Consider the following 20,051-nt stretch of genomic DNA (forward strand, 5'->3'; position numbering starts at 1 on the left):
CTTCTGGTTTAACTTCTGGAGCTGGTTTTTCTTCAGATTTTAGTTTTTCAAGTTGTGCTTTAAGGTCAGCGATTTCTTTGTCTTTATCTGCTAATTGACCTTTTGCTTCGTCTAATTCAGCTTGCTTCTTGTTAAGGTCATATTTTGCTGACTCAATCAAGCGATCTAGTGCAGCCACATCTTCTTGTGATTTTTCAGCGGCTTGTTTAGCAGCATCTAATTCTGCTTGCTTCTTGTTAAGGTCATGTTTTGCTGACTCAACCAAACGATCCAAAGCAGCAATATCTTCTTGTGATTTTGCGTTATCTTGTTTCGCAGCATCTAGTTCTGCTTGTTTTGTCGCTAAATCATGTTTTGCTGACTCAACCAAACGATCCAAGGCAGCAATATCTTCTTGTGATTTTGCATTTTCTTGTTTTGCAGCATCTAGTTCTGTTTGCTTGTTGTTAAGGTCATGTTTTGCTGACTCAACCAAACGCTCGATTGATTTAAGGTTAGCGTCTTTAGCTTCGTTTTCACCAACTAAATCAGCGATTTGTTTGTTTTTATTGTTTAATGCTTCAAGAGCAGCATCTTCCTTAGCTTCAAGTTCTTTTGCTAATTCTTGGTTCTTATTGTTAAGTTCATTGACTTTACTACTTGATTCTCTAAGTGTCGATGATAAGTTTTCTAAAGATTCTGACAACCCTTTGTTCTCAAGACTAAGCTCATTTACCTTACTAGAAGAGTCTCTAAGTGTTCTTGACAAATCGTCTAGTGCTTGCATCAACTCTTTATTTTCTTCATCAAGTTCGTTAACTTTACTACTTGATTCTCTGAGGGTTGTTGACATACCATCTAGAGCTATTCTTAGCTCTTTGTTTTGACTAGTTAGTTCAGAGTTTTTTTCTTCTAATTCTGTTTTAGCAGATTCTAATTCCTTTATTTTGTTAGAATCCGACATAGTAATATTTATAGCTCCTTCTATAGCGGATTCTAGTTGAGCAACTCTTTTTTCAAGTAAGTCCTTCTCTTTTTCTAATTTTATCTTTTTTTCTACATGAGAAAAGAGACTTTCTTTTAAACTTTTAATGTAAGAATCAGAACGTGCGTTATTTCTGTTTCGTGCTAATAATTCAGTAATTTCGATAGGAGATGAGTCGTCAGCCGAAACACTTACCCCTCCAATTACTGTAGTCGCTAACAATGCTGATGCAGCACCGATGCTAAATTTGCGGATACTGAAAATTTGTTTGTTATTTTCTTTTCTACTCATCATCTTGTAGAATCCTCTTTTCTTTATTTTTGATTGGCCTTAGTGTTTTATCTACATAGAACCCCAATACTAACTCAGTATAGTACACATCTCATTTCTTTGCAATAAAGATAGCTCTAAAAACCGACCCGTATTTGGTATAAATCGCTTTATTTTTAGAGAATGTTGCTGTGACAGCTTTTTTCTTTTTTAAAGGCTTGAAACCTCTTCGTAAAGCCTTTATCTTGTTTTTGTTTATTAAACTATCTGATAAATTAACAATTAATGAGAATTACCCGTTGTGCTAGTTAATTAAACATAAGAATGGGAATATTTCAAACTCGCGCCAAACTCATTATGGCTGTTTTCAAGCATAAGAGAATAATTAAGTAATATCGCCTCTGTCCTAAATTTGAGTGCCCGCAGATTGCGGCAACGTAAACACTCAATTCCAAACAACTCTAAACTCGAAAATACGGTCTCTATAGGCTTCCTCAAACGGCTGATTCTGTAATTATCAAACCACGAATAATCAATCATGTTTTTCCTTAGTTGAGATATCAACTTAATGCCATATTGAGATAAATGCGATTTCACTTGCTTATCTACATAGCCCTTATCTCCATAAATGACAGAGAGAGGACTATTCTCAAGTAATTCAAAAGCAACCGTGCCATCTGAAACAGAAGCTGGAGTTACTACATAATCTATAGGAAATCCACTATCGCTCACAAGTACCGAAAACTTAAGCCCGTAGTAGTGAATCTTCTTAGTAGCGTTATAGCCAATATCTGCCACTTCTGATAACAATGATGCTCTCAGGTTGCAAATGGGATGGCACAAAGGACAAGGAAAACTGTCAATCAAGCCGAAAGAGCAAGTTTGACACAGGTCTAAGACCATAAAATAGCGCATACGTTGAAGGCTTTGAGCAAGGTTTTGGCAGCTACGGCAAAATCGAGAGCGCTCCGGGAAATTGTCAGGGAAGAGATTGTGGCGAATAGAACGGTAAATAGCACTCGCAGTTCGACATCCTTCTTGAATTGCCCAGAGATAGCTAGCAATAAGAACCGCATCAGGCTGCTTTTGTAAGTGGATATTTCGTCTATTTCTAACTTCAGTTGGGACAAAACAATGATATAAAGTGATGACTCTGCTAAAGATTTTTGAAAAAATGACTTGTGTTTGTTTGGGGGTTGCGAGATAATAAACTTGGCTTTGCATATCATTCCCTCATTTCGTGGTTGTTTTGAGTCTATGATACGCAAAGTTTTTTTGTTTGGCGAGAATTAACTAGCACAACGGGTGAGAATTGTTTCTTTTTATGATAAAAAAGCTTGGAGCAAGAAAAAAGGCTGACTTAAAGCGTCAACATTTCCTTTTATCAATACGACCTAAACTAATGTCCTATCAATCCTTTTTTGAGGGTGCATTACGATGACCGTTTTTTGTCAAACTTATTTCATCTGAGTAAAAGCTCATCAATCAAATGTTTAAAACGATTGGTATGCTCAATTTTTGCCTTTATCGCCTCATCACTATTAAAAATGTAGACTTCAAAGGCTCTTGGTTTTTTAACTTGATCATCAGTGTTAAAGTACTTTTCAAAAACTTGGTAATAGGTTGCTAACTCCTCTAAATGTTTTGCTTCAACTTCAGTTATCGTACTTTCCAAACCTTTCGCCAAAAACTTTTTAATCCCAGGAATTTCAATACGATTCAAGCCCTCAGTATTCACAATAAACTTAATATCTAACTGAAGAATGTAATCATCAATAGCTATTCCATCCTTTCCATAGATGCGCTTACTGATTTCTTGAACATCTGGCTTTTTGTTCTCTAACTTATCCTTGATATTTTGTCTGATGTTCTCTTTCGAGGCTTTGATTTGTTTGATAAAGTCTCCTGAGCGTTGGTCTTGATTTAACCTTCCAAGATTTGTGTTTGCCGACACTGTTATTGCTTGTATAACGGTGAGTCCGCCTGCTAGGGCTAAAGTTGCAAGAAAAGCAATTATGAGTTTTTTTATGATATTTTTCGTAAGCATACATTCCTTTAGTTGGTTTAACATAAATGACTGTCGCTATTTAAAAGGACTGAGCTCTTGCTCAGTCCTTTTAAATAGGAAGCTTTATCGAGATGATTTAATTCATTGTATCATCATAAATATATGTTCCATTTAGTTTAGCAAGTACTTTTGTATAACGCTCTCCTTGTTGAGGTAAAATGTCTGTAGTGTCAGCTAAATAGTACTCAAAAGCTTCTGTATCCATTACCTCTTCATCAATATCAAAATAAACTTTCACACATTCATAGTAGTCACTCAAATCTTTTAAATATTTACTGTAATCTCCTGTCAGATGTTTCTCCAAGTGATTATCACTAAGTAATTTATGTTGTTCACTAAAACCAAGATTCTTTAGTCCATCTATACTCATTACAAAATTATCGTCAAAATTACCGACTAAATTATCAACAGTTCCTCCATTTTCGTTCAATCGCTCTGTAACTTTTTGAAAATCACGAGAGATATTATCCCTTTTTTCTTGAATTTTATTTTTAATTTCCTCTTTTAATTTTGTTATTTTTTGAGTAAGATCCTTATCATCAGCATTACTTACCGTAATATTGCCAATCTGTGTATTAGCCAACACCGTTGGCGTGTGTGCTACGGTAAATGCGCCTGCTAGGGCTAAGGTTGCAAGTGATGCCAGGGTAACTTTTTTTATGGTGTTTGTCATAATCATTAATTCCTTTTTAATATTCATTACTTGTGAGCCTATGCCCACGATTAATATCTCTAGTTTTAGTCAGTGACTTATAAGCACAAATTTAGTAAATAGTCATCTTTTTTAATGTCGATATTGTTTTTTAATAAAATGACAATTTTCTTTCTTTCGTGATAATCACTCAGCCCCTCTTAGCTAGGGAATTTGAGGTAATCGCGTAGTTTTGAAAAGCGGGTTTTTCCTCCTTTCCCAATGAGTTGATCTTTTGGCAAAGGTTTGGTGTCATTGCTTGAGAAAATATAGTCCTCAAAGAGGTTGACCAACATGGTTTCGTTCTCGATGCTAAAGTAATAATTAAAACACTCATAATAGTCAGTAAGCTCCGCCATCAGTTCATTCAAGGGGCGGCCATAATCGCCTGACAGGTTGTTTTCTAACCCTCCATTGAGCAACTGCTGGGTAGTGACCCAGTCAAACGTGTAGAGCCCCTCGGTATTAATGAGGAAAATGAGGTCGAGGTGCTCCATAAATCGCTCGACAGCTTGATCATCTGTCTCTCCAAATTGGGGTAAACGTTGCTTGATTTTTTGTCCGTCTTTACTGGGATCTTTTAGCTTTTCTTTTATATTTTCTCTAATCTGAGCTTTTATTTTTTTAATGTTAGTCGCCTCAGGGCTTTCACTCTGATTGGCAGGCACAACGATATCTGCTCTGACGAGGGACGGCTGAGGCAAGGTAGCGGTCGCTCCTAAGCAAAGTGCTATTAGTGAAGCAAAGCCTAGTATTTTTAGTGTTTGTTTCATATGATCTCCTTTTATGGTCAAATAACAAGGGATTATCCTACGCTTTCTCAATGTAAGTTGGTTTTTCTAATAATTTTAGTACTTGAGTTAGGCGGTTCGGCCCATCTTTTAGGTCTCTATTAGTAAAGAGATAGTTTTGAAAAGCTGCTAGATCCATTGTCTTGCCCTGCGAAATATCTAGGTAGAGCTTGAGACACTTGTAGTAGTCTACTCGTTCAGCTTGTGAGCTTTCAGCCTCTGCATGTGAATCATAATAGTCATCTAGCATAACGATGAATTCCCTAAGAGAACCATTGTGCTTAGAGAGTTGTTTGCGGATATTTTGCACATCGGTTCTCGAGTTTTCGAGTTTTGATAAAACAATGTCTCTAATCTCTTCTTTTAGCTGATAAATTTTGGCTTGAGCGATTAGATTTTCCTCTCTGGTCTCAGAGGCTTCAGCAGAAACAACTGAAGCGCCAGTCAGGCTAACGGCACCTGCCACAGCTAAGGTAGCTACAGAGGCGCAAGTCATTTTTTTAATCCATTCTTTCATAACAGGTGGCTCCTTTAGTGTAAATAGTAGTGTCGTGGTCAATAATAAATCATGAAAAGGCTAGCATCTTTTTAGTTTTTTATTAACTATTTTTATTTTAAGTTAATCTATATTTAATGTCAATTGATTTTTTGACCATTTTTTATAATAAAACAAAATAATTAAACTCCTTGTTTTCAACTATTGATCATTTTATAGAAATACAAAACTAACTTGTAGTGCTGTTAATCGGAAAAAATCCTAAATTATAAGCAAGTATGATTTGTTTAATATCAAATAAGGTGTAGAACTCAGAGAAACGGTCTCAATCGTTCGTCTCATCAATGCTTATGTAGGCTAACTCCTGCCATATTTTGACATAACAGTCTTCACAGGTGATATCTTTTCTACCCCAAGTTCTATTTAGGTTCCTGACTGAGATAGCCTAAATCTACTAGAATAACGGATTGCTTACAACCGTCTAAAAGGTCGTCAACTGCCCTAATATCATGAACAAAATGGCGTGATAGTAGAGAGATAAAGGCTATTTGCAATACGTTGCCACTTGTGAGACTCTTTTAATTTACATACGGCATTCCTTTTGATTATCTAACGCCTTTAGTGTCTTCTTATCACGTTTTTGGCAATCACGACTACCTCCTTTGTAACTAGTATAATAGATTTATTGGATCATTAATCTAGGAGCCAGCTGTGAGCTTGGGGTTTTCATTAAAAAACTATTTATTACAAAGTACAAATTTATAGCTAATTTTTATAAAAAATATTTACTTAAATGATATCTATGTTATAATAATAAAGCACTAAAAGTGCTAAAAATTTTTAAGAGGTATTACATATGTCAAAATACAAAATCGTAGCAATATCTGCAATTGCTGCTATGTCATTATTAACTGGTGCTACTGCAAATGCTGATACAGCGATTCAAGAGAAGCTTTCACCCGCACAAGAGCATAGAACTTCAGATCCATGCACTAGTGACTATAAATGGCCTGAAGTGATTCAAGGAGAGCTTTCACCCGCACAAGAGCGTAGAACTTTGCCACAAGTTTCTGAAAGCAACGTTATCAATTACGCCCCACCAGGAAATAGAGGAACTGAAGGACTCTATGCTGAATTAATTAGCGAAATTTTAAAAAATATTCAGTTTTTCAAATTAAATAACTTTAGGTAAAATTTAAAATAGTCGCCTTTATAACTTACAAGATCAAGTTTGCTTCTTGGTCTTTTTTATATTTGTTTATTTTGTAAATTACATCCTTTTTCGGAATGCTCTGATTTCTGAGTGTTCTAGCTCAGTTTATTTTTTGTCTCTAAAAATCATTTCTAAGCGTTTTTTAGTTGGCAATATAAATTATCGATTAGTCAGCTAAGATCGCTAAAACGAGGTTTAATTTAATGCTGAAATCATTGTTATTTATGGTAAGCTTCTTAGCTTAGATTATCTGTGAATAGCATTTAATCAGGCTTTTATAGTTCATTCAAAAATTTCAAAAAGGGAATTTTTTGCACGTAAAAGGGGCGCGCTATCATGTTCACGAACAATATAGACAGTATTGGTCATCCTTATTGGAAATAAAAAGGCTGAGCGCTTGCTCAGCTGATATTTTAGGAGGATTGCTTGTATTACAAAAGTTATTTAAAAGCACTAATCAAATGTTCAAAACGATTTTTTCCTTCTTTTTCTAGACGTTTAGCATCGTTATTATTAAAGATATAAGTTTCGAAATTTTTAAATTTTGATATTAAATCATCTACCTTAAAGTACAAATCAAAACACTCATAATAAGTTGCCAATTCTTTCAAATGATGAGCTTTAGCGGTATACTCAAGCAACTCATTTAGAATATCCTCCTGTTTGTTTGAACACTTACAGTATAGTCCTTTGGGGCTTTTGATTGTATTTTGAGATTGACTAGCACTACGGATTATATAATCGTATTTTTATAACTAAGACTTATTTTATTATAAAAAAATAAGTCTTTACTCTTCTTTTTCTTAGAAACTAAAAAGCCCGAAGGCTTTTTAGTTTGCTGTTAATTGGAGGTCGACCTCGAGACCATAGTGGTCACTAATGACGGGCGCCTCGCCACCTTCAAAGGTAATCTTTGAGGCGGTGATGGTAAAGTCCTTGCTGGTAAAGACGTGGTCGACCTTGAGGGCTTCTTTGTTGCTTTCCCAGCCGTCGATGTCGGCTAGGATGCTATGGTCCCCAAAAACGTCTCCTGCTACCTGGTGGCTGTCCTGCAAGGCTAGCGGGCTATCTAAAATCATCTGGTAGCCCGCCTGACCACTCGGGATGTTGAAATCACCCATAATAATCAAGGGCGCTGTCTCCTTGAGCAGATGAGCTTCTAGCCTTTGCCATTCTCCGACAAAGCCCTTGTCAAACCAGGACAGGTGGAGATTGACCACGGATACCACTTGGCCGTCAATAGTAGTATTTGCGATGAGGGCTCGTCTGGTGTGGTGGTCGTAGTCATCAGCCGTCTCTGACAAGAGCAACCCAGAGACCTCAATGGGTTGTTTGGACAAGATGGCCACGCCTTCTTGGTAAATGGTGTAGCCGATATGGTTATAGGCCCAGGACCAGTAATAGGGCTGGCCGTGCTTGCTCAAATACTGGATCAATAGCAGGGCAAAATTGTCCTTGCGAATGGCTGGCGTGCCTGCAATCGGCTGGTAGCCTGGCAAGTCTGTTGCGATTTCGCTATCGATGAGTTGATTGATTTCTTGGAGGCAAATCAGGTCATACTTTTCTGCCAAGATATGCTCAGCCAAGTCGACCAGTTTTTTGAGCGGATTGACCGCCATCCAAGAGTGTGTATTTAATGTTAGTAGTTTGGTCATAGATTCTCCCATAAGATAAGAGAGGGCTCAGCCATCTTATTAAATGGCTCTGCCGCTCTCTTTTTTCCTGTTACATCGTTATGCGTGCGACCGGTGTTTTGGCAGTTTGATGGCCTGTTGTCAAAAGGTCAACCCTTCCTGTTTCGATGGTATTGGCTACAACGACGACGACGGTGGTGTCACAGCCTGCCGCTGCTATGGCATCAAGGTCAGCCTCGACCAAGAGGTCGCCAGCCTCTACGCTTTGTCCCTGGCTAACTTTTGTCACAAATGGGATGCCGACCAGGTCAACCGTGTCCAGACCAATATGGACCAAAATCTCTAAACCACCAGCCATTTCTATGCCAAAGGCGTGCTTGCTCGGAAAGACGCTTGTCACAACACCAGATACCGGTGCATAAACGGCACCTTTGACAGGCTCTAGGCCATAACCATCTCCCATCATTTTGTTGGCAAAGACTGGGTCATTGACCTCAGTGATTGGGATAAGGTTGCCCTCTGCCACAGATAGGAGGTCTGTGGTCTGACCTTTGACGGTTTGAGGATATGCCTTGACCTGAGGGGTGCTTGGCGTATCAGCGAGATGATCTGAGCTGAGAAGGTCTTGGATGTCTGATTTGAGAATGTCTGCCTTAGGGCCATAAACTGCTTGGACACCATTTCCTTTGAGGATAAGTCCCATAGCGCCAGCTTTTTTCCACTGGCTCTCAACAGCGACCTGAGTCGGGCTTTTAACCGTCACGCGCAGCCTGGTCATGCAAGCATCGACATCGGTGATGTTGCTAGCGCCACCCAAGAGTTGGATGATGTAATGAGCTTGAGTATTGCCGATAGAGACGTGAGGGGCATCTGATACAGGCGATTGGTCTAGCAGATCTGCATCGACATTGCCCATGCGTCCTGCTGTGGCTAGGTGCAACTTTTTAATCATAATGTCTGAAATAACGTACATGATAACCCCAAACACGGCAGACACCCAGACAAAGTTAAGCAAATCCATCCCAAGACCAGCCTTGATGGCCATCGGAGTACGGGTCAACAGCTCGATATTTCCAAAGGAATGCACGCGCAGATGAACCAAGTCCGCCATGGCAAATGACGCTCCCTGCACAAGGGCATAAACGAGATAAAGAGGCATAGCAGCAAACATGAACAAGTACTCTAAAGGCTCAGTGACTCCTGTTAGGAAAACTGCTGCAGCCGCTGAGATAAACATCATTTTGTACTTGTGTTTTTTATCCGCATCAACATTGCGATACATGGCTAGGGCTACTCCCATCAGGGTCCCTGTGGCACCAATCATCTGCCCTACCTTAAAGCGAGCTGGCGTCACCTGCACAAGCAAGTCCTGATAAGCAGAAGGGTCTGAGCTCTTGAGATTGACAAGGTCGGTCACCCAAGCCAGCCAAAGCGGGTCTTGTCCAAAGACTGAGGTACCAGCTGCTGCTCCTGTCATGACCTCATAGGCCCCCCCTAGAGCAGTATAGTTGACCGGTATGGTAAGCATATGGTGAAGCCCAAATGGCAACAAGAGACGCTCCAAGGTTCCGTATAAAAACGGTGCTAAAAATGGAGCAGTGTCCTGAGAAGAGGCAATCCACATGCCAAAGCCATTAATCCCTGACTGAATCAATGGCCAGATAAAGGCCAAAACCAAGGCGACAAGAACAGAGCGTAATACCACGACAAAGGGCACAAACCGTTTGCCATTAAAGAAAGCCAGCACCTCTGGTAGGCGACGGTAATTGTAATAACGATTATAAGCAGTCGCACCGACAAAACCTGCAATAATACCAACAAAAACACCCGTATTTAAGGCAGGCGACTCCAAGACACTGGTAAAATAGTGCTTGACAATCATCTCTGTGCCTAAAAAACTCTTGATTTTGGCATCTGGGTCCGCCAACATGGCACCACTCACCCCATAGATGGCTCCCGTGATGCGATTGATCAAAACAAAGGCCAAGCCTGAAGCAAAAGCTCCGCCAGCACGATCTTTCGCCCAACTGCCACCAATCGCAAGGGCAAACAAGAGGTGCAGATTAACAATCACTCCCCACCCAATTTGCGCCAAAACATTTCCAATGGTCGCAAGCAGATGAGAATCTTGGTTAATCATGGGAATAGCATTTCCAATGCTGACCATGAGACCTGCCGCAGGCATCACAGCAATAACCACCATGAGACTCTTGCCAAATTTTTGCCAAAAGTCAAAACTAAACAGCTGTTTAAACGATTTCTTCATGTGATGTCTCCTTTAATATTAGAAAAACACAGCCTTAACCGGCACCACCGCTTGATGCCAAAACTGTCAAACAGTTATTGAAAACGGTTGCACTACATTAGAGTTATTATACTAACCTTTTTGCCGTTTGTAAAGCCTTTTTTAAGCCCTCAAAAAAGAGATTGGCTGAGCCAATCTCTACTATAATTTTGTTTAATCATTATTCTTGAAACACTAATCTTCAGTTGCTAGCTCCAAGGCATAGCTGACAGCGCTCAAGGCATAGAGTGGAGCTGTTTCCGTCCGCATAATCCGAGGACCAAGTCCCACCTTGATGGCACCTCTAGCCTCAAAGTCCTTGATTTCCTCAGGTGAGATCCCTCCTTCAGGACCAAAGATAAAGAGCAGTTTTTCTGTTGCCCTAACTGTCCTTAAGGCACGCGCCAAGCTCGAGAGCTCCCTTGCTTTGGCGGTTTCCTCATAGGCGATAAAGACCCTATCGAAATGCTCTAGCTGGTCTAAAAAGATGGCTTTTTGCTCAAAAAGCATGACCTCTGGCACCAAGTTGCGCTTGCTTTGCTCTGCGGCTCCTCGGACAATCTTAGCCAGTTTGTCTTCTTTTTTGGCTAATTTTTTGCCATCCCATTTGACAACAGACCAGTCTGCCGGATATCCCCAAATGGCACTAGCTCCTAGCTCTGTGGCCTTTTGAGCGACAACGTCTAACTTGTCTGCCTTTGGAAAGCCTGAGGCGATGGTTACCTGAACTGGTAATTCAACCTGATCTGGTAGCTCTTTTACAACCTCTAATTGGTGCGTGAGGCTGTTTGTCACCCTGGCCAAACGTTTGATGCCATCGTCAAAAACCAACACAACCTCTGCCTCGTCTGCCAGACGCATGACCTGAAACATGTGCTTGATGGTTTCTTTGTCTGTTAATTGAACGCTTTGTGTCGCCTTGCCTTTTATAAAATACTGTTGCATTAGCCGCCAATCACTCCTGAACGATTTTCTGTTTTTTTAAAGATTAAAGCATTCCACTCTCCCTGAATCATATGGGTTTCAAGGAAAAAGCCTGCGCGCGTAGCCGATGCCATGACCATCTCTAACTTGTCCGAAATGATACCTGACATGATGAGATAGCCCTCTTTTTTAACCAGACGGTAGGCGTCATCTGTCAGATGCACCAAGATGTCCGCCAAAATATTAGCCACGATGACATGGGCTTCTTTGGTCACACCTTTTAACAGGTCGCCCGCTGCCACATGAATATTACCTGTGCCCTGATTGAGGTCGATGTTTTCTTGCGCCACGCGCACAGCCACATCATCCAAATCATAGGCATAGATTTCCTTAGCGCCTAGTAGAGAGCCCGCAATAGATAAGACCCCTGAACCAGTCCCCACATCAATCACGGTCTCGCCTCCACGAAGGACTTGCTCTAGGGCAAAAAGACTCATCTTAGTTGTTGGGTGTGTCCCTGTGCCAAAGGCCATACCAGGGTCTAACTTGATGATTTTTTCTCCTACTGACGGTTCATAGTCTGTCCAGCTAGGCACAATCGTCAAATCATGGGTAATACGAGCAGGCTCATAATATTTTTTCCAATTATCAGCCCAGTCTTCCTCAGCTAGCTCCTGACTGTCTAAGACCACCTGTCCTGTCTGTAGCCCAAAAGCAGACAACTCTGCCAAATGGTCATTGATCGTCACCGTCAAGGCTGATAGGTCCGTCTGACCCGGATAGTAGGCTGTAATAGCCACCATATCAGACTGAACTACCTCAGGGTATAACTCCCCAAAGCGGTCCTTTTGACCAATATAGTCGGCGCTATCACTAATCGCCACTCCCTGACTACCGGTTTCAATCAAAAGGTTTGAAACCGCCTCTTGCGCATCACGATGCACGTGAACCGTTACTTCTTGCCATGTTTCCATCTTATGTTCTTCCTTTATATCGTCCTAATATCTGGGATAAGGGTAACTTGTGCCTTCTTCGAGGTCTTTTTTGCCCTCTTCGAAAGCTTGCGCATCCCATTCTAACCCAAAATCAAGTTTGCTGTCGTCTTCTAAGAAATCCATCAAATCGCTGTGCCCTTCGGTCGCTACATCGTTAAGAAAGTTAGCAAAGTAAGCTAAAAATTCACGCGAAAAACCTTTTTTAGCATCAAAGGGGATGGTTACCAGGTAATCATTGGCGTCAAACTCTGATTTTTCAGAATTGTAAAACAGCACATAATCTTCAAAGACAATATCTTCTTGGGTGGCTTGGCCTTGGTCATCAACTGTTTTGACAGCGCTCTTGTTTTGTGCCTCAAGGATAAAGGTAAGCTCCACCGCATGGTTTTTTTTGTCCCAATCGATGGCATAATCGTAGTGGAACTGCTTGTCCATTTCGTCTTCTAGTACTGATAAAAAGCCATATTTAGCCATTTTTTTATAACCTATTCTTTCTAAATGCTGATATATAAGGCTTTGTAACACCTTATTAGTTTACTTAAAATTTTTTTGTGTACCTTTTTGTGTACTAAATACTATTTATTGCTTTTTCAAAGTATGAAACAGCTTCTTTTTCTTTGTCCTTGGATAAGTGAGAATAGACATCTAAAGTCATAGCCAAGGTTGCATGACCTAATCTGTATTGTAATTCTTTATAGCTTATACCTGCATTTAATAACAAGCTGGCATGAGTGTGCCTGAAAGCATGAAAAGTAAATCTAGGTATACCCGCTTTATCACATACCTTATCAAGGGCGTTCTGTTTTACGTAGGTATGAAAATACTTTCTTGTAGGAGTTGAGAAGACCACTTTAGGAAGGTTACCGCCTACCTCATGAAATAGTTGTCTTTGTCTCACTTGATACAGCTTCAAAAGGTTAACTGTTTCTTTGTCAATACTGATTTTTCTTGTACCTGATTTTGATTTAGTGGTGCTTAATTGCTTAATAGCTTTACTGTAAGTTTTGTTAACATCTATTGTCCCATTAATTAAATCAATGTCCGACCACTCAAGAGCGCAAGTCTCACCAATACGTAACCCCGTAGAAAGCAATAACTTATATAAAACATATCTATTATACCAAAAAAGGAGCTAATCATGGGGGTTAAAGAAAAACTAAAAGAACTAAAGTCAATCTATGCCTTAATAAATCTATTTGAGTAACAAAGAGATAAAGATATTAAGCTAATGAATGCTTTTCAATCCCCTAGTGTCTTGGAAGGGATTGAAAAAGATATTGCAAAACATCTTTTAAACTTGCCAAGAAACGAGATGAAAGACTCGCCATGATTGCCACCTTGCAAGATGAGAGACAGATAGCTGTTTTTAAGGCTAAATATGTGGAAGGTCTATCATGGGATGAGATACCCGATAAGTTAGACTATTCAAGTAACACAGTATTTAAATTGCATAGAGAGGCGCTAAAGGTACTAGATGAGCAAGAAGAATGCCATTCGTAAACTAAAAGAGTTCCATAGATGGCAACATATCGCCAATAGCTTTATTTTGCCGTATAACGAGCGTTACCAGTTTGATATATACTACCATTTCATGCGCAGAAACCACCTTGAAATAAGCCGAGAATGCACCCTAGAGGAATTAGATGCTATTAAACACGGCATTAATCAACTATCTAAGTCAGCATACAGGCAAATACTGATTGAATGTTACTTGGCTAGTGAGAACGTATCTAATCAGGAACTTATGAAGAAACTGAATCGATCTGAAAGCTGGTACTATGAGACCAAGAAAAGAGCCTTGCTTGAGTTTGCGAAGTATTATAGGGGTGGATGCTTATTGTGATACAATTTAATTATGAAGCAGAAATTCGAGCATCCATAGAAGTGCAGAGACTTTGATTTTTTTATTTGGTCATTTAACTGGACACAGTGCGATAACAATTAACGGCATAACTTATACCGCAACTAAGCAACCAGATGAGAAGGTAAAGTTCCGAAACAAGACAAATGCTCTCGCTTTGTGGGGGCTGTTTTTGTTATTAATAGTGAATGCAACAAAATTTTTCACAATATATTGTGTTTAAAATTGCATTTTTATATACAATTATCCAATATGTTGTGGTTGCTTGAATTTATAAGTTTCAAGACACGATCTTGTGTCTTAACATTATTCTTAAAAAAAGTATAATTATCTTAACAAGACAACCCCCCCATTCCTTTAAAGGCAGATACGTTCTGATATGGGGCTTTTTTTATATCGTTAGGAGAGTTATGAAGCAACCTTTAGCTTTGACATGGGAAGATCAAATTAGGTTATTTGAAAAACGTGGGTTAATTGTTAAAGCTGATGATGTAGAGAAAATCAAGCACATCAGTTATTATAGAATTAAAGAATTTGCGAAACCACTTGAAATAAAGCAACAAGATGGTGAGGAGCAGGATATTTTATATGATAATATTGAGTTTGCAGAAGTTTTGGCAAGATATTATCAGGATAAAAATTTAAGAATCTATCTACTGCATGCTATTGAAAAAATTGAAGTATCTATTAAAACAAAAATTTCTTTTGTTTTGGGGGATAGATATGGAGCATTTGGATATTTAAATTTCTCTTCATGGGCTAATAGGAATAAGTTTACAAAATATGATATTGAAAAAAGACAATTTTATATTAAAAAGAATTTATTGAATACTGTAAGAAAATCTCAACTAACTGAGTTACAAAAATCAATTAACCTTGATCCAGATGGATTCCCAACAGTGTGGCTTGCTATTGATTTATTGATGTTTGGTGACATCGTTTCAATCTTAACAATCATGAGCGAGAAGAACATTAAACAGATTTGTCAATATTACAGTTGTACACCAGAAGAACTTGTTTCATGGCTTAAATGTTTGAATTTCATAAGAAATGTATGTGCTCATAATTCAAATGTACTGGATATTCAAATCACAACAAAGCCTAAACTTCGTTCAGAATGGAGAAAATATATCGATACAGTAATAATGAAACAGAACGTGACTAAACCTTCTAATAAGTTATCCGTTATTATTGCTATTGTAGTCTATCTCGTAAATACTATTAATTCCAAATATCAATGGAGAAAGATACAGTCTAGTTTGAAGACTCTCTGTAAAGAAGATGACAGTAGGGCAAAACTTTTAGGATTTAAAGATTATGATTCTGTTAAAGCAATGATTAATGGGATAAAGTATACTGCTTTTACAAATTCAAAAAAATAGAAATTTTTAGCAAGAATCGCCTGACACTAGCGACTAATAAATGAAAAAACGCTCAGATTAATTTCTGGGCGTTTTTTTTGCGTTATTTAATCTTTTTCTGTAGAAGAGTGGTGCTTACCTCTAGCTAAAGCCTCTTGTTCAGTCATTTCAACAACTTTGTCGAGATTAACTCTCTCTGACATGTTTTCTTTTTTATACCAATATGCTTTTGATTGGCCGTTACCTGTTACATAAACAATTGTTTGTCATCATCATTACTTTCTTCAGTAGATTCAAATGTTTCTTCGTCATCCACTACTGGTTCATCCACGGGTTCATTGTCGGTGAGGTCTTCAGTTATTTCAGCGACAGGATTGTTTTCGAATATTCCGCCATATTAATAGTTGGTTGTAATTCCATTTGCTGTATTGACTTAATTAGATGAGTGATTTATTGTATTCGACTTGACAAGTGGAGGGATATTGATTTATAGATTTAGAAAAAACTAAATATGTTTTGAAATTGATTATGTCTTGAAAAGGTATTAAATAAGCTTAATCCATGATTATGTCCAAAAGAATATCGATTTGGTCTTATTTGGATTATTTTATTTTAAGTGTTGAGAAGATTGGTATTGTTTAACATTATAGATTCCGTATGGATTTGAATCAAACGATATATTCACAAAATTATTTCCATATTCAACAGTTTGCTGCTGTGATTTGTTGTTTTGTTTGTATTTTATGATATATGTTTTATCTGATTCTTTACCAATATCTCCTGTGAATTGATATGTTGAACCATCTTTTTGATTAAAGGTTTCAACACCTGTCTCTTTAACATAGTTTTTTAAATCGTTCACAATGTCTTCTGTGAAGCTAACCAGTTTGTCTGTTTTTAAAACGATCCCATTTTCATCAACAAGTTTAATATTTATAAACTGTTCATTTGAGTCTACGTTTTTGTTGTAATCATCACCATTTTTTGAAATATAATAGGTTTCAGAAATGGAATCATAGTATAAATCATGTTTGTTTTCATCACGATAGCCATTGAATGTGTGTGTGAAATCAAGGTCACCGCTTGTTTCTTCATTGAACAAAGTACTATGTTCAGTAGTTTCAGTTGTTAAATCGGCTGTGAGACGTTTAACTAATTTATAACCAGCTTTATATTCAGGCGTTTGTTTGAAAGCTTCGTTTGCTTTATCAAACAGTTCATCTGATGTTTTTACATCCCCACTTTTAAAAGATCCGGAATCAGCTTTTTTCATGACACCTGTTGGCACTAGTTTTGAACCATCTTTTTTGAAAAAAGTTACGTTGTGTTCGTATTCGATTTTATCAACCATTTTCTTTGGTTTTAAATTGACAGGCATAATTGCATCTTCAACAATTAGACGTCCTTCTAACTGAAAACCGGGATTACTGACCGTTTTTGTTAGATTTGGAATGGTATAGTCACCATTTTTTATTAGATGGCTTTGTTCGTATCCTTTTAAGCTGATTGATATTTTAGTATCGTCTGAAATATCAACAACTTTATATTCATTTGGTGCAACGCTGTTAACTAATTCTTGTCCTTTTTCGATAAGCATTTCTTTTGTTAGAGGTTTGCCTGGTTCGATTTTGAATTCAAAGTATTTTGGAACAAGTCTTAGATTATCATCTTCATCAACAACTGTTACGTTCATGATGATATGCGTTCCCTTGATGTCTTGGAATTGCTTTTGGTTATTATCTATTGATTGGGTTGATTGAATTGTTCCAACTTCGGCTAATGCGTTTGTTGTACTAAAACTAGCCGTTAAAACAGCTCCACAAACAATCGGGAATAGTGCTAAAATCTTTTTTTTCATAAAAAAACCCTCTTCTTTTTTTTTTGGGTTTCAGTGTAACAAAAAATGTTAATTTTTTCAAAAATTAACATAAGATCGTTCGTTTTTTGGTTTTTCTGGTGCGTAAAAACGGATTAATATTTGATTACGTATTACCTAATGAAGAGGTTATAAGGCATGAAACTGTGACGACAGAAAAAGTAGTTGGCATGTTAACAGAATTAGTGTAATAAAAAAGTCAGGTTTAGTTTATGGGGCAAAAAATAGAAGTTTTTTTAAATTCGTTCAACTTTATTTAAAAAACATAATTTTGAAACATTGATTTTAAAGGATTTTTAGATTATTTAACTTTATCAAAATATCTTTAAATCATGTATTAAATAATCAACTACTTTCTCTGTTGTGAGTTAGATAAAAAATAGCACCCCTTGAAAGGTGCTTTTTTTCTTGCTTGTGAGACTCGTTTTTTATGTACCTTATGTATACTAGTATATTAATATATGAAATGATAAAATTGTCTAAAAGCCTATAATATCAAGTTTAAACGACTGTATAAAAATGTAATAAAATAGCACAAATTAAAAGCCATATTTTGCCATTATTGTGTCCTTTTCTTTCTAAAACGTGTGCCTTTTAGGCACTTTATCGGGAGCAAGTCCTAAGCTCCTAAGCTTGCTGTATCGTCGGGAAAACTCCCATCACCTCAAGTATACCTTATCTTTTTAGAAATAAAAAGCGTCTTTTGCCAATTGCCCCAAAAGTCTGGTATGGACTGTGTCCAGGGAGCTTTTTTAGGGAGGTCACAGATTCTGTGGTCTGTCTAATAAGTGACCCAAAACAGGTGCTTTGCGCTACCTGTCAGGGGGACTTGTGATATAATTTGAGTATGCACATGAAAACAATTATTGATTTTAAAGAATTGGGGCAACGTTACCTTTTCCAAGACCCCATTACAGAATTGGTCGCCCATCGTCTGGACCAGGTCGGTCAGGTGATTGAAGAGGTCGACCGCTTTCAGGCGCTAGGCTACTATGTGGTCGGCTACTTGAGCTACGAAGCAGCGCCCTTTTTTGACAAAGGACTATCCGTCCACCAAGACACCTTAGGCAATGGCTACCTTGCCTATTTTACTGTCCACAAGGACTGTACCATCGAGGAACTCCCTAGTACCTACAAAAGTATCACCATTCCCAACCAATGGGTCAGCACCACGCAAAAAAGCCACTACAAAGAGGCCATCGACTATATCCATGCCCAGATGAGGCAAGGCAATACCTATCAGGTCAACTACACCATTCAACTCAGCCAAGAGCTCAATCACAAGGACAGCCTAGCCATTTATAATAAGCTAGTCATCGAACAAGCTGCCGGCTACAATGCCTACGTGGCTCACGATGACTTTGTCGTCTTGTCTGCCAGCCCTGAGCTCTTTTTCAAACAAGATGGTCAGCAACTCACCACGCGCCCCATGAAAGGAACAACAAAACGAGGGGTCAACCACAAAGCAGATCAAGACGAGCACGACTGGTTGCAGTCAGATGCTAAAAACCGCTCTGAAAACATGATGATTGTCGACCTCTTGCGCAATGACATGGGAAAAATCTGCCAAACAGACTCCATCTCTGTCAGTCAATTGTGCCAACTAGAGCGCTACTCGACCGTCTGGCAAATGACCTCAACCATCGTAGGCACCCTTCAGCCGCAGATGCGCCTCATGGATATTTTACAAGCGCTCTTTCCCTGCGGCTCCATCACGGGCGCCCCAAAACAGGCAACCATGGCTATTATCAAAAAACTGGAACAAAACCCCCGTGGCGTTTACTGTGGTAGTATTGGCATCTGCCTACCTGATGGTCGCCGCATATTCAACGTAGCCATCCGCACCATCCAACTCAGTGGCGACCAGGCCATCTACGGAGTCGGAGGGGGCATCACCTGGGAGAGTCGTTGGCAGGATGAATTTGAGGAAATCAAGCAAAAAACAGCCTTCCTCTACCGCCAGAAGACCCCTTTTACCCTCAAAACCACAGCTCGAGTAGACAAAAAGCAAATCACCTTCTACGATGAGCATCTCAAACGACTCCGCGAGGCAGCTGATTATTTCGCCTATCCCTACGACGAAGCACAACTGAAAAGCCTTTTAGAGGCTTATCTCAAGGAAAAAGATGATCAGACCTACCGATTGACTATTGAGCTAACAAAAACAGGCGAGCTAATCCTAGCAGATAGCCCACTGGTCGAGCTGAGCCAAGAGTTTTTGAATACACAGCTAGTCCTTCAGCAAAAAGACATCACACAGACGCCTTTTACGTATTTTAAAACCAGCTATCGGCCTCACCTTAAAACTGGTAAACACGAGCAGGTCTACTACTCTCCTAGCGGACAGCTCCTTGAAACCTCTATGGCTAATCTCTTTGTGGAAATCCACCAAAAACTCTACACCCCACCGGTATCCGTCGGCATCCTACCAGGCATCCTGCGCCAGGACCTGCTAGACAAGGGCTTGGCCCAAGAAAAAAAACTGACCCTATCAGACCTAAAAAAAGCTGATGGCGTTTTTGGTGGCAACAGTGTGCGCGGTCTTTACCAATTAACCTTTGACGACGCTAGCTTAGCGCCTACTCATCACGGACACCACAAGCGTCCCTAACCCCTAAGGAAG

Annotated in this window: 18 protein-coding genes and 3 pseudogenes; 6 read left to right on the forward strand and 15 right to left on the reverse strand. The window is 39.0% G+C overall.

Features of this window, described 5'->3' with window-relative positions:
* From AKK44_RS06225 to AKK44_RS09275, 7 genes and pseudogenes are all read right to left on the reverse strand, one after another.
* A partial coding sequence (locus tag AKK44_RS06225) for a YSIRK-type signal peptide-containing protein (protein ID WP_054278969.1) occupies nucleotides 1-1,258 on the reverse strand: 1,258 nt, incomplete at its 3' end.
* Between the two features lie 288 nt (nucleotides 1,259-1,546).
* Nucleotides 1,547-2,458 carry an IS982 family transposase gene (locus tag AKK44_RS08750; RefSeq protein ID WP_152911073.1) on the reverse strand — a complete coding sequence of 304 codons (912 nt, stop codon included), beginning with the start codon at nucleotides 2,456-2,458 and terminating at the stop codon, nucleotides 1,547-1,549.
* Nucleotides 2,459-2,696: 238 nt separating this feature from the next.
* Nucleotides 2,697-3,281, reverse strand: a complete 585-nt coding sequence (locus AKK44_RS06235; protein ID WP_054278970.1) for a hypothetical protein — start codon at nucleotides 3,279-3,281, stop codon at nucleotides 2,697-2,699.
* Nucleotides 3,282-3,378: 97 nt separating this feature from the next.
* Nucleotides 3,379-3,975 (reverse strand): hypothetical protein, encoded by a 597-nt coding sequence (locus tag AKK44_RS06240; RefSeq protein ID WP_054278971.1) that lies wholly within the window; start codon nucleotides 3,973-3,975, stop codon nucleotides 3,379-3,381.
* A gap of 179 nt (nucleotides 3,976-4,154) precedes the next feature.
* Nucleotides 4,155-4,766: a hypothetical protein gene (locus AKK44_RS06245; protein ID WP_054278972.1), complete on the reverse strand. Its 612-nt coding sequence runs from the start codon at nucleotides 4,764-4,766 to the stop codon at nucleotides 4,155-4,157.
* Between the two features lie 37 nt (nucleotides 4,767-4,803).
* On the reverse strand, nucleotides 4,804-5,301 hold the full coding sequence (locus tag AKK44_RS06250; protein WP_054278973.1) for a hypothetical protein: 498 nt from the start codon (nucleotides 5,299-5,301) through the stop codon (nucleotides 4,804-4,806).
* A gap of 208 nt (nucleotides 5,302-5,509) precedes the next feature.
* A pseudogene (locus tag AKK44_RS09275) lies at nucleotides 5,510-5,795 on the reverse strand (IS982 family transposase); the annotation flags it as partial.
* Nucleotides 5,796-6,136: 341 nt separating this feature from the next.
* Here AKK44_RS09275 and AKK44_RS06255 point away from each other — a divergent pair.
* A complete protein-coding gene (locus AKK44_RS06255) occupies nucleotides 6,137-6,472 on the forward strand; it encodes a hypothetical protein (protein ID WP_054278974.1) in 336 nt (111 codons plus the stop codon).
* Nucleotides 6,473-6,933: 461 nt separating this feature from the next.
* Here the strand turns inward: AKK44_RS06255 and AKK44_RS06260 are convergent, their stop codons facing one another.
* The 7 genes and pseudogenes from AKK44_RS06260 to AKK44_RS06290 all read right to left on the reverse strand — a co-directional run.
* Nucleotides 6,934-7,134, reverse strand: coding sequence for a hypothetical protein (locus tag AKK44_RS06260; RefSeq protein ID WP_054278975.1), 201 nt, complete (start codon nucleotides 7,132-7,134; stop codon nucleotides 6,934-6,936).
* A 189-nt stretch (nucleotides 7,135-7,323) separates the two neighbouring features.
* Entirely contained in the window at nucleotides 7,324-8,148 is an 825-nt protein-coding gene (locus tag AKK44_RS06265; protein ID WP_054278976.1) for an endonuclease/exonuclease/phosphatase family protein, read from the reverse strand.
* A 70-nt stretch (nucleotides 8,149-8,218) separates the two neighbouring features.
* On the reverse strand, nucleotides 8,219-10,393 hold the full coding sequence (locus tag AKK44_RS06270) for a PTS transporter subunit IIBC (protein WP_054278977.1): 2,175 nt from the start codon (nucleotides 10,391-10,393) through the stop codon (nucleotides 8,219-8,221).
* Between the two features lie 213 nt (nucleotides 10,394-10,606).
* Nucleotides 10,607-11,356, reverse strand: coding sequence for a 16S rRNA (uracil(1498)-N(3))-methyltransferase (locus tag AKK44_RS06275; protein WP_054278978.1), 750 nt, complete (start codon nucleotides 11,354-11,356; stop codon nucleotides 10,607-10,609).
* Complete coding sequence (gene prmA / locus AKK44_RS06280) at nucleotides 11,356-12,309, reverse strand: 50S ribosomal protein L11 methyltransferase (protein WP_054278979.1); 954 nt, start codon at nucleotides 12,307-12,309, stop codon at nucleotides 11,356-11,358. Before prmA ends, AKK44_RS06275 begins: the two co-directional genes overlap by 1 nt.
* A gap of 24 nt (nucleotides 12,310-12,333) precedes the next feature.
* Nucleotides 12,334-12,804, reverse strand: coding sequence for a DUF3013 family protein (locus AKK44_RS06285; protein ID WP_054278980.1), 471 nt, complete (start codon nucleotides 12,802-12,804; stop codon nucleotides 12,334-12,336).
* Nucleotides 12,805-12,898: 94 nt separating this feature from the next.
* A pseudogene (locus AKK44_RS06290) lies at nucleotides 12,899-13,450 on the reverse strand (site-specific integrase); the annotation flags it as partial.
* An 18-nt stretch (nucleotides 13,451-13,468) separates the two neighbouring features.
* Here AKK44_RS06290 and AKK44_RS06295 point away from each other — a divergent pair.
* The 3 genes and pseudogenes from AKK44_RS06295 to AKK44_RS06305 all read left to right on the forward strand — a co-directional run bounded on the left by AKK44_RS06295 (nucleotide 13,469) and on the right by AKK44_RS06305 (nucleotide 15,573).
* Nucleotides 13,469-13,830: pseudogene (locus AKK44_RS06295) on the forward strand (DUF1492 domain-containing protein).
* Nucleotides 13,805-14,173, forward strand: a complete 369-nt coding sequence (locus AKK44_RS06300; protein WP_054278981.1) for an ArpU family phage packaging/lysis transcriptional regulator — start codon at nucleotides 13,805-13,807, stop codon at nucleotides 14,171-14,173. Before AKK44_RS06295 ends, AKK44_RS06300 begins: the two are co-directional and overlap by 26 nt.
* Before the next feature lie 428 nt (nucleotides 14,174-14,601).
* Nucleotides 14,602-15,573, forward strand: a complete 972-nt coding sequence (locus AKK44_RS06305; protein WP_054278982.1) for an Abi family protein — start codon at nucleotides 14,602-14,604, stop codon at nucleotides 15,571-15,573.
* A 586-nt stretch (nucleotides 15,574-16,159) separates the two neighbouring features.
* On the opposite strand, the gene AKK44_RS06310 is transcribed toward AKK44_RS06305, so the two are convergent.
* Entirely contained in the window at nucleotides 16,160-17,410 is a 1,251-nt protein-coding gene (locus tag AKK44_RS06310; RefSeq protein WP_054278983.1) for a hypothetical protein, read from the reverse strand.
* 74 nt (nucleotides 17,411-17,484) lie between these two features.
* Between AKK44_RS06310 and AKK44_RS09440 the strand changes: the two genes are divergently transcribed.
* The gene (locus AKK44_RS09440) at nucleotides 17,485-17,619 is read left to right on the forward strand and encodes a competence regulator inhibitor paratox (RefSeq protein WP_456293379.1); all 135 of its coding nucleotides are present in this window, start codon (nucleotides 17,485-17,487) and stop codon (nucleotides 17,617-17,619) included.
* 656 nt (nucleotides 17,620-18,275) lie between these two features.
* Complete coding sequence (pabB, locus tag AKK44_RS06315; RefSeq protein ID WP_054278984.1) at nucleotides 18,276-20,039, forward strand: aminodeoxychorismate synthase component I; 1,764 nt, start codon at nucleotides 18,276-18,278, stop codon at nucleotides 20,037-20,039.
* Nucleotides 20,040-20,051: the final 12 nt, after the last annotated feature.

The organism is Streptococcus phocae (genome assembly GCF_001302265.1).
Classification (GTDB): domain Bacteria; phylum Bacillota; class Bacilli; order Lactobacillales; family Streptococcaceae; genus Streptococcus; species Streptococcus phocae.

Bases quoted from the DNA above. Each gene is read 5' to 3' on its own strand.
- AKK44_RS06300 (WP_054278981.1), top strand. From the start codon at position 13,805: ATGAGCAAGAAGAATGCCATTCGTAAACTAAAAGAGTTCCATAGATGG.
- AKK44_RS06285 (WP_054278980.1), bottom strand. From the start codon at position 12,804: ATGGCTAAATATGGCTTTTTATCAGTACTAGAAGACGAAATGGACAAG.
- AKK44_RS06305 (WP_054278982.1), top strand. From the start codon at position 14,602: ATGAAGCAACCTTTAGCTTTGACATGGGAAGATCAAATTAGGTTATTT.
- AKK44_RS06240 (WP_054278971.1), bottom strand. From the start codon at position 3,975: ATGACAAACACCATAAAAAAAGTTACCCTGGCATCACTTGCAACCTTA.
- AKK44_RS06275 (WP_054278978.1), bottom strand. From the start codon at position 11,356: ATGCAACAGTATTTTATAAAAGGCAAGGCGACACAAAGCGTTCAATTA.
- AKK44_RS06250 (WP_054278973.1), bottom strand. From the start codon at position 5,301: ATGAAAGAATGGATTAAAAAAATGACTTGCGCCTCTGTAGCTACCTTA.
- prmA (WP_054278979.1), bottom strand. From the start codon at position 12,309: ATGGAAACATGGCAAGAAGTAACGGTTCACGTGCATCGTGATGCGCAA.
- AKK44_RS06265 (WP_054278976.1), bottom strand. From the start codon at position 8,148: ATGACCAAACTACTAACATTAAATACACACTCTTGGATGGCGGTCAAT.
- AKK44_RS08750 (WP_152911073.1), bottom strand. From the start codon at position 2,458: ATGCAAAGCCAAGTTTATTATCTCGCAACCCCCAAACAAACACAAGTC.
- AKK44_RS06270 (WP_054278977.1), bottom strand. From the start codon at position 10,393: ATGAAGAAATCGTTTAAACAGCTGTTTAGTTTTGACTTTTGGCAAAAA.
- AKK44_RS06255 (WP_054278974.1), top strand. From the start codon at position 6,137: ATGTCAAAATACAAAATCGTAGCAATATCTGCAATTGCTGCTATGTCA.
- AKK44_RS06310 (WP_054278983.1), bottom strand. From the start codon at position 17,410: ATGAAAAAAAAGATTTTAGCACTATTCCCGATTGTTTGTGGAGCTGTT.
- pabB (WP_054278984.1), top strand. From the start codon at position 18,276: ATGCACATGAAAACAATTATTGATTTTAAAGAATTGGGGCAACGTTAC.
- AKK44_RS06235 (WP_054278970.1), bottom strand. From the start codon at position 3,281: ATGCTTACGAAAAATATCATAAAAAAACTCATAATTGCTTTTCTTGCA.
- AKK44_RS06245 (WP_054278972.1), bottom strand. From the start codon at position 4,766: ATGAAACAAACACTAAAAATACTAGGCTTTGCTTCACTAATAGCACTT.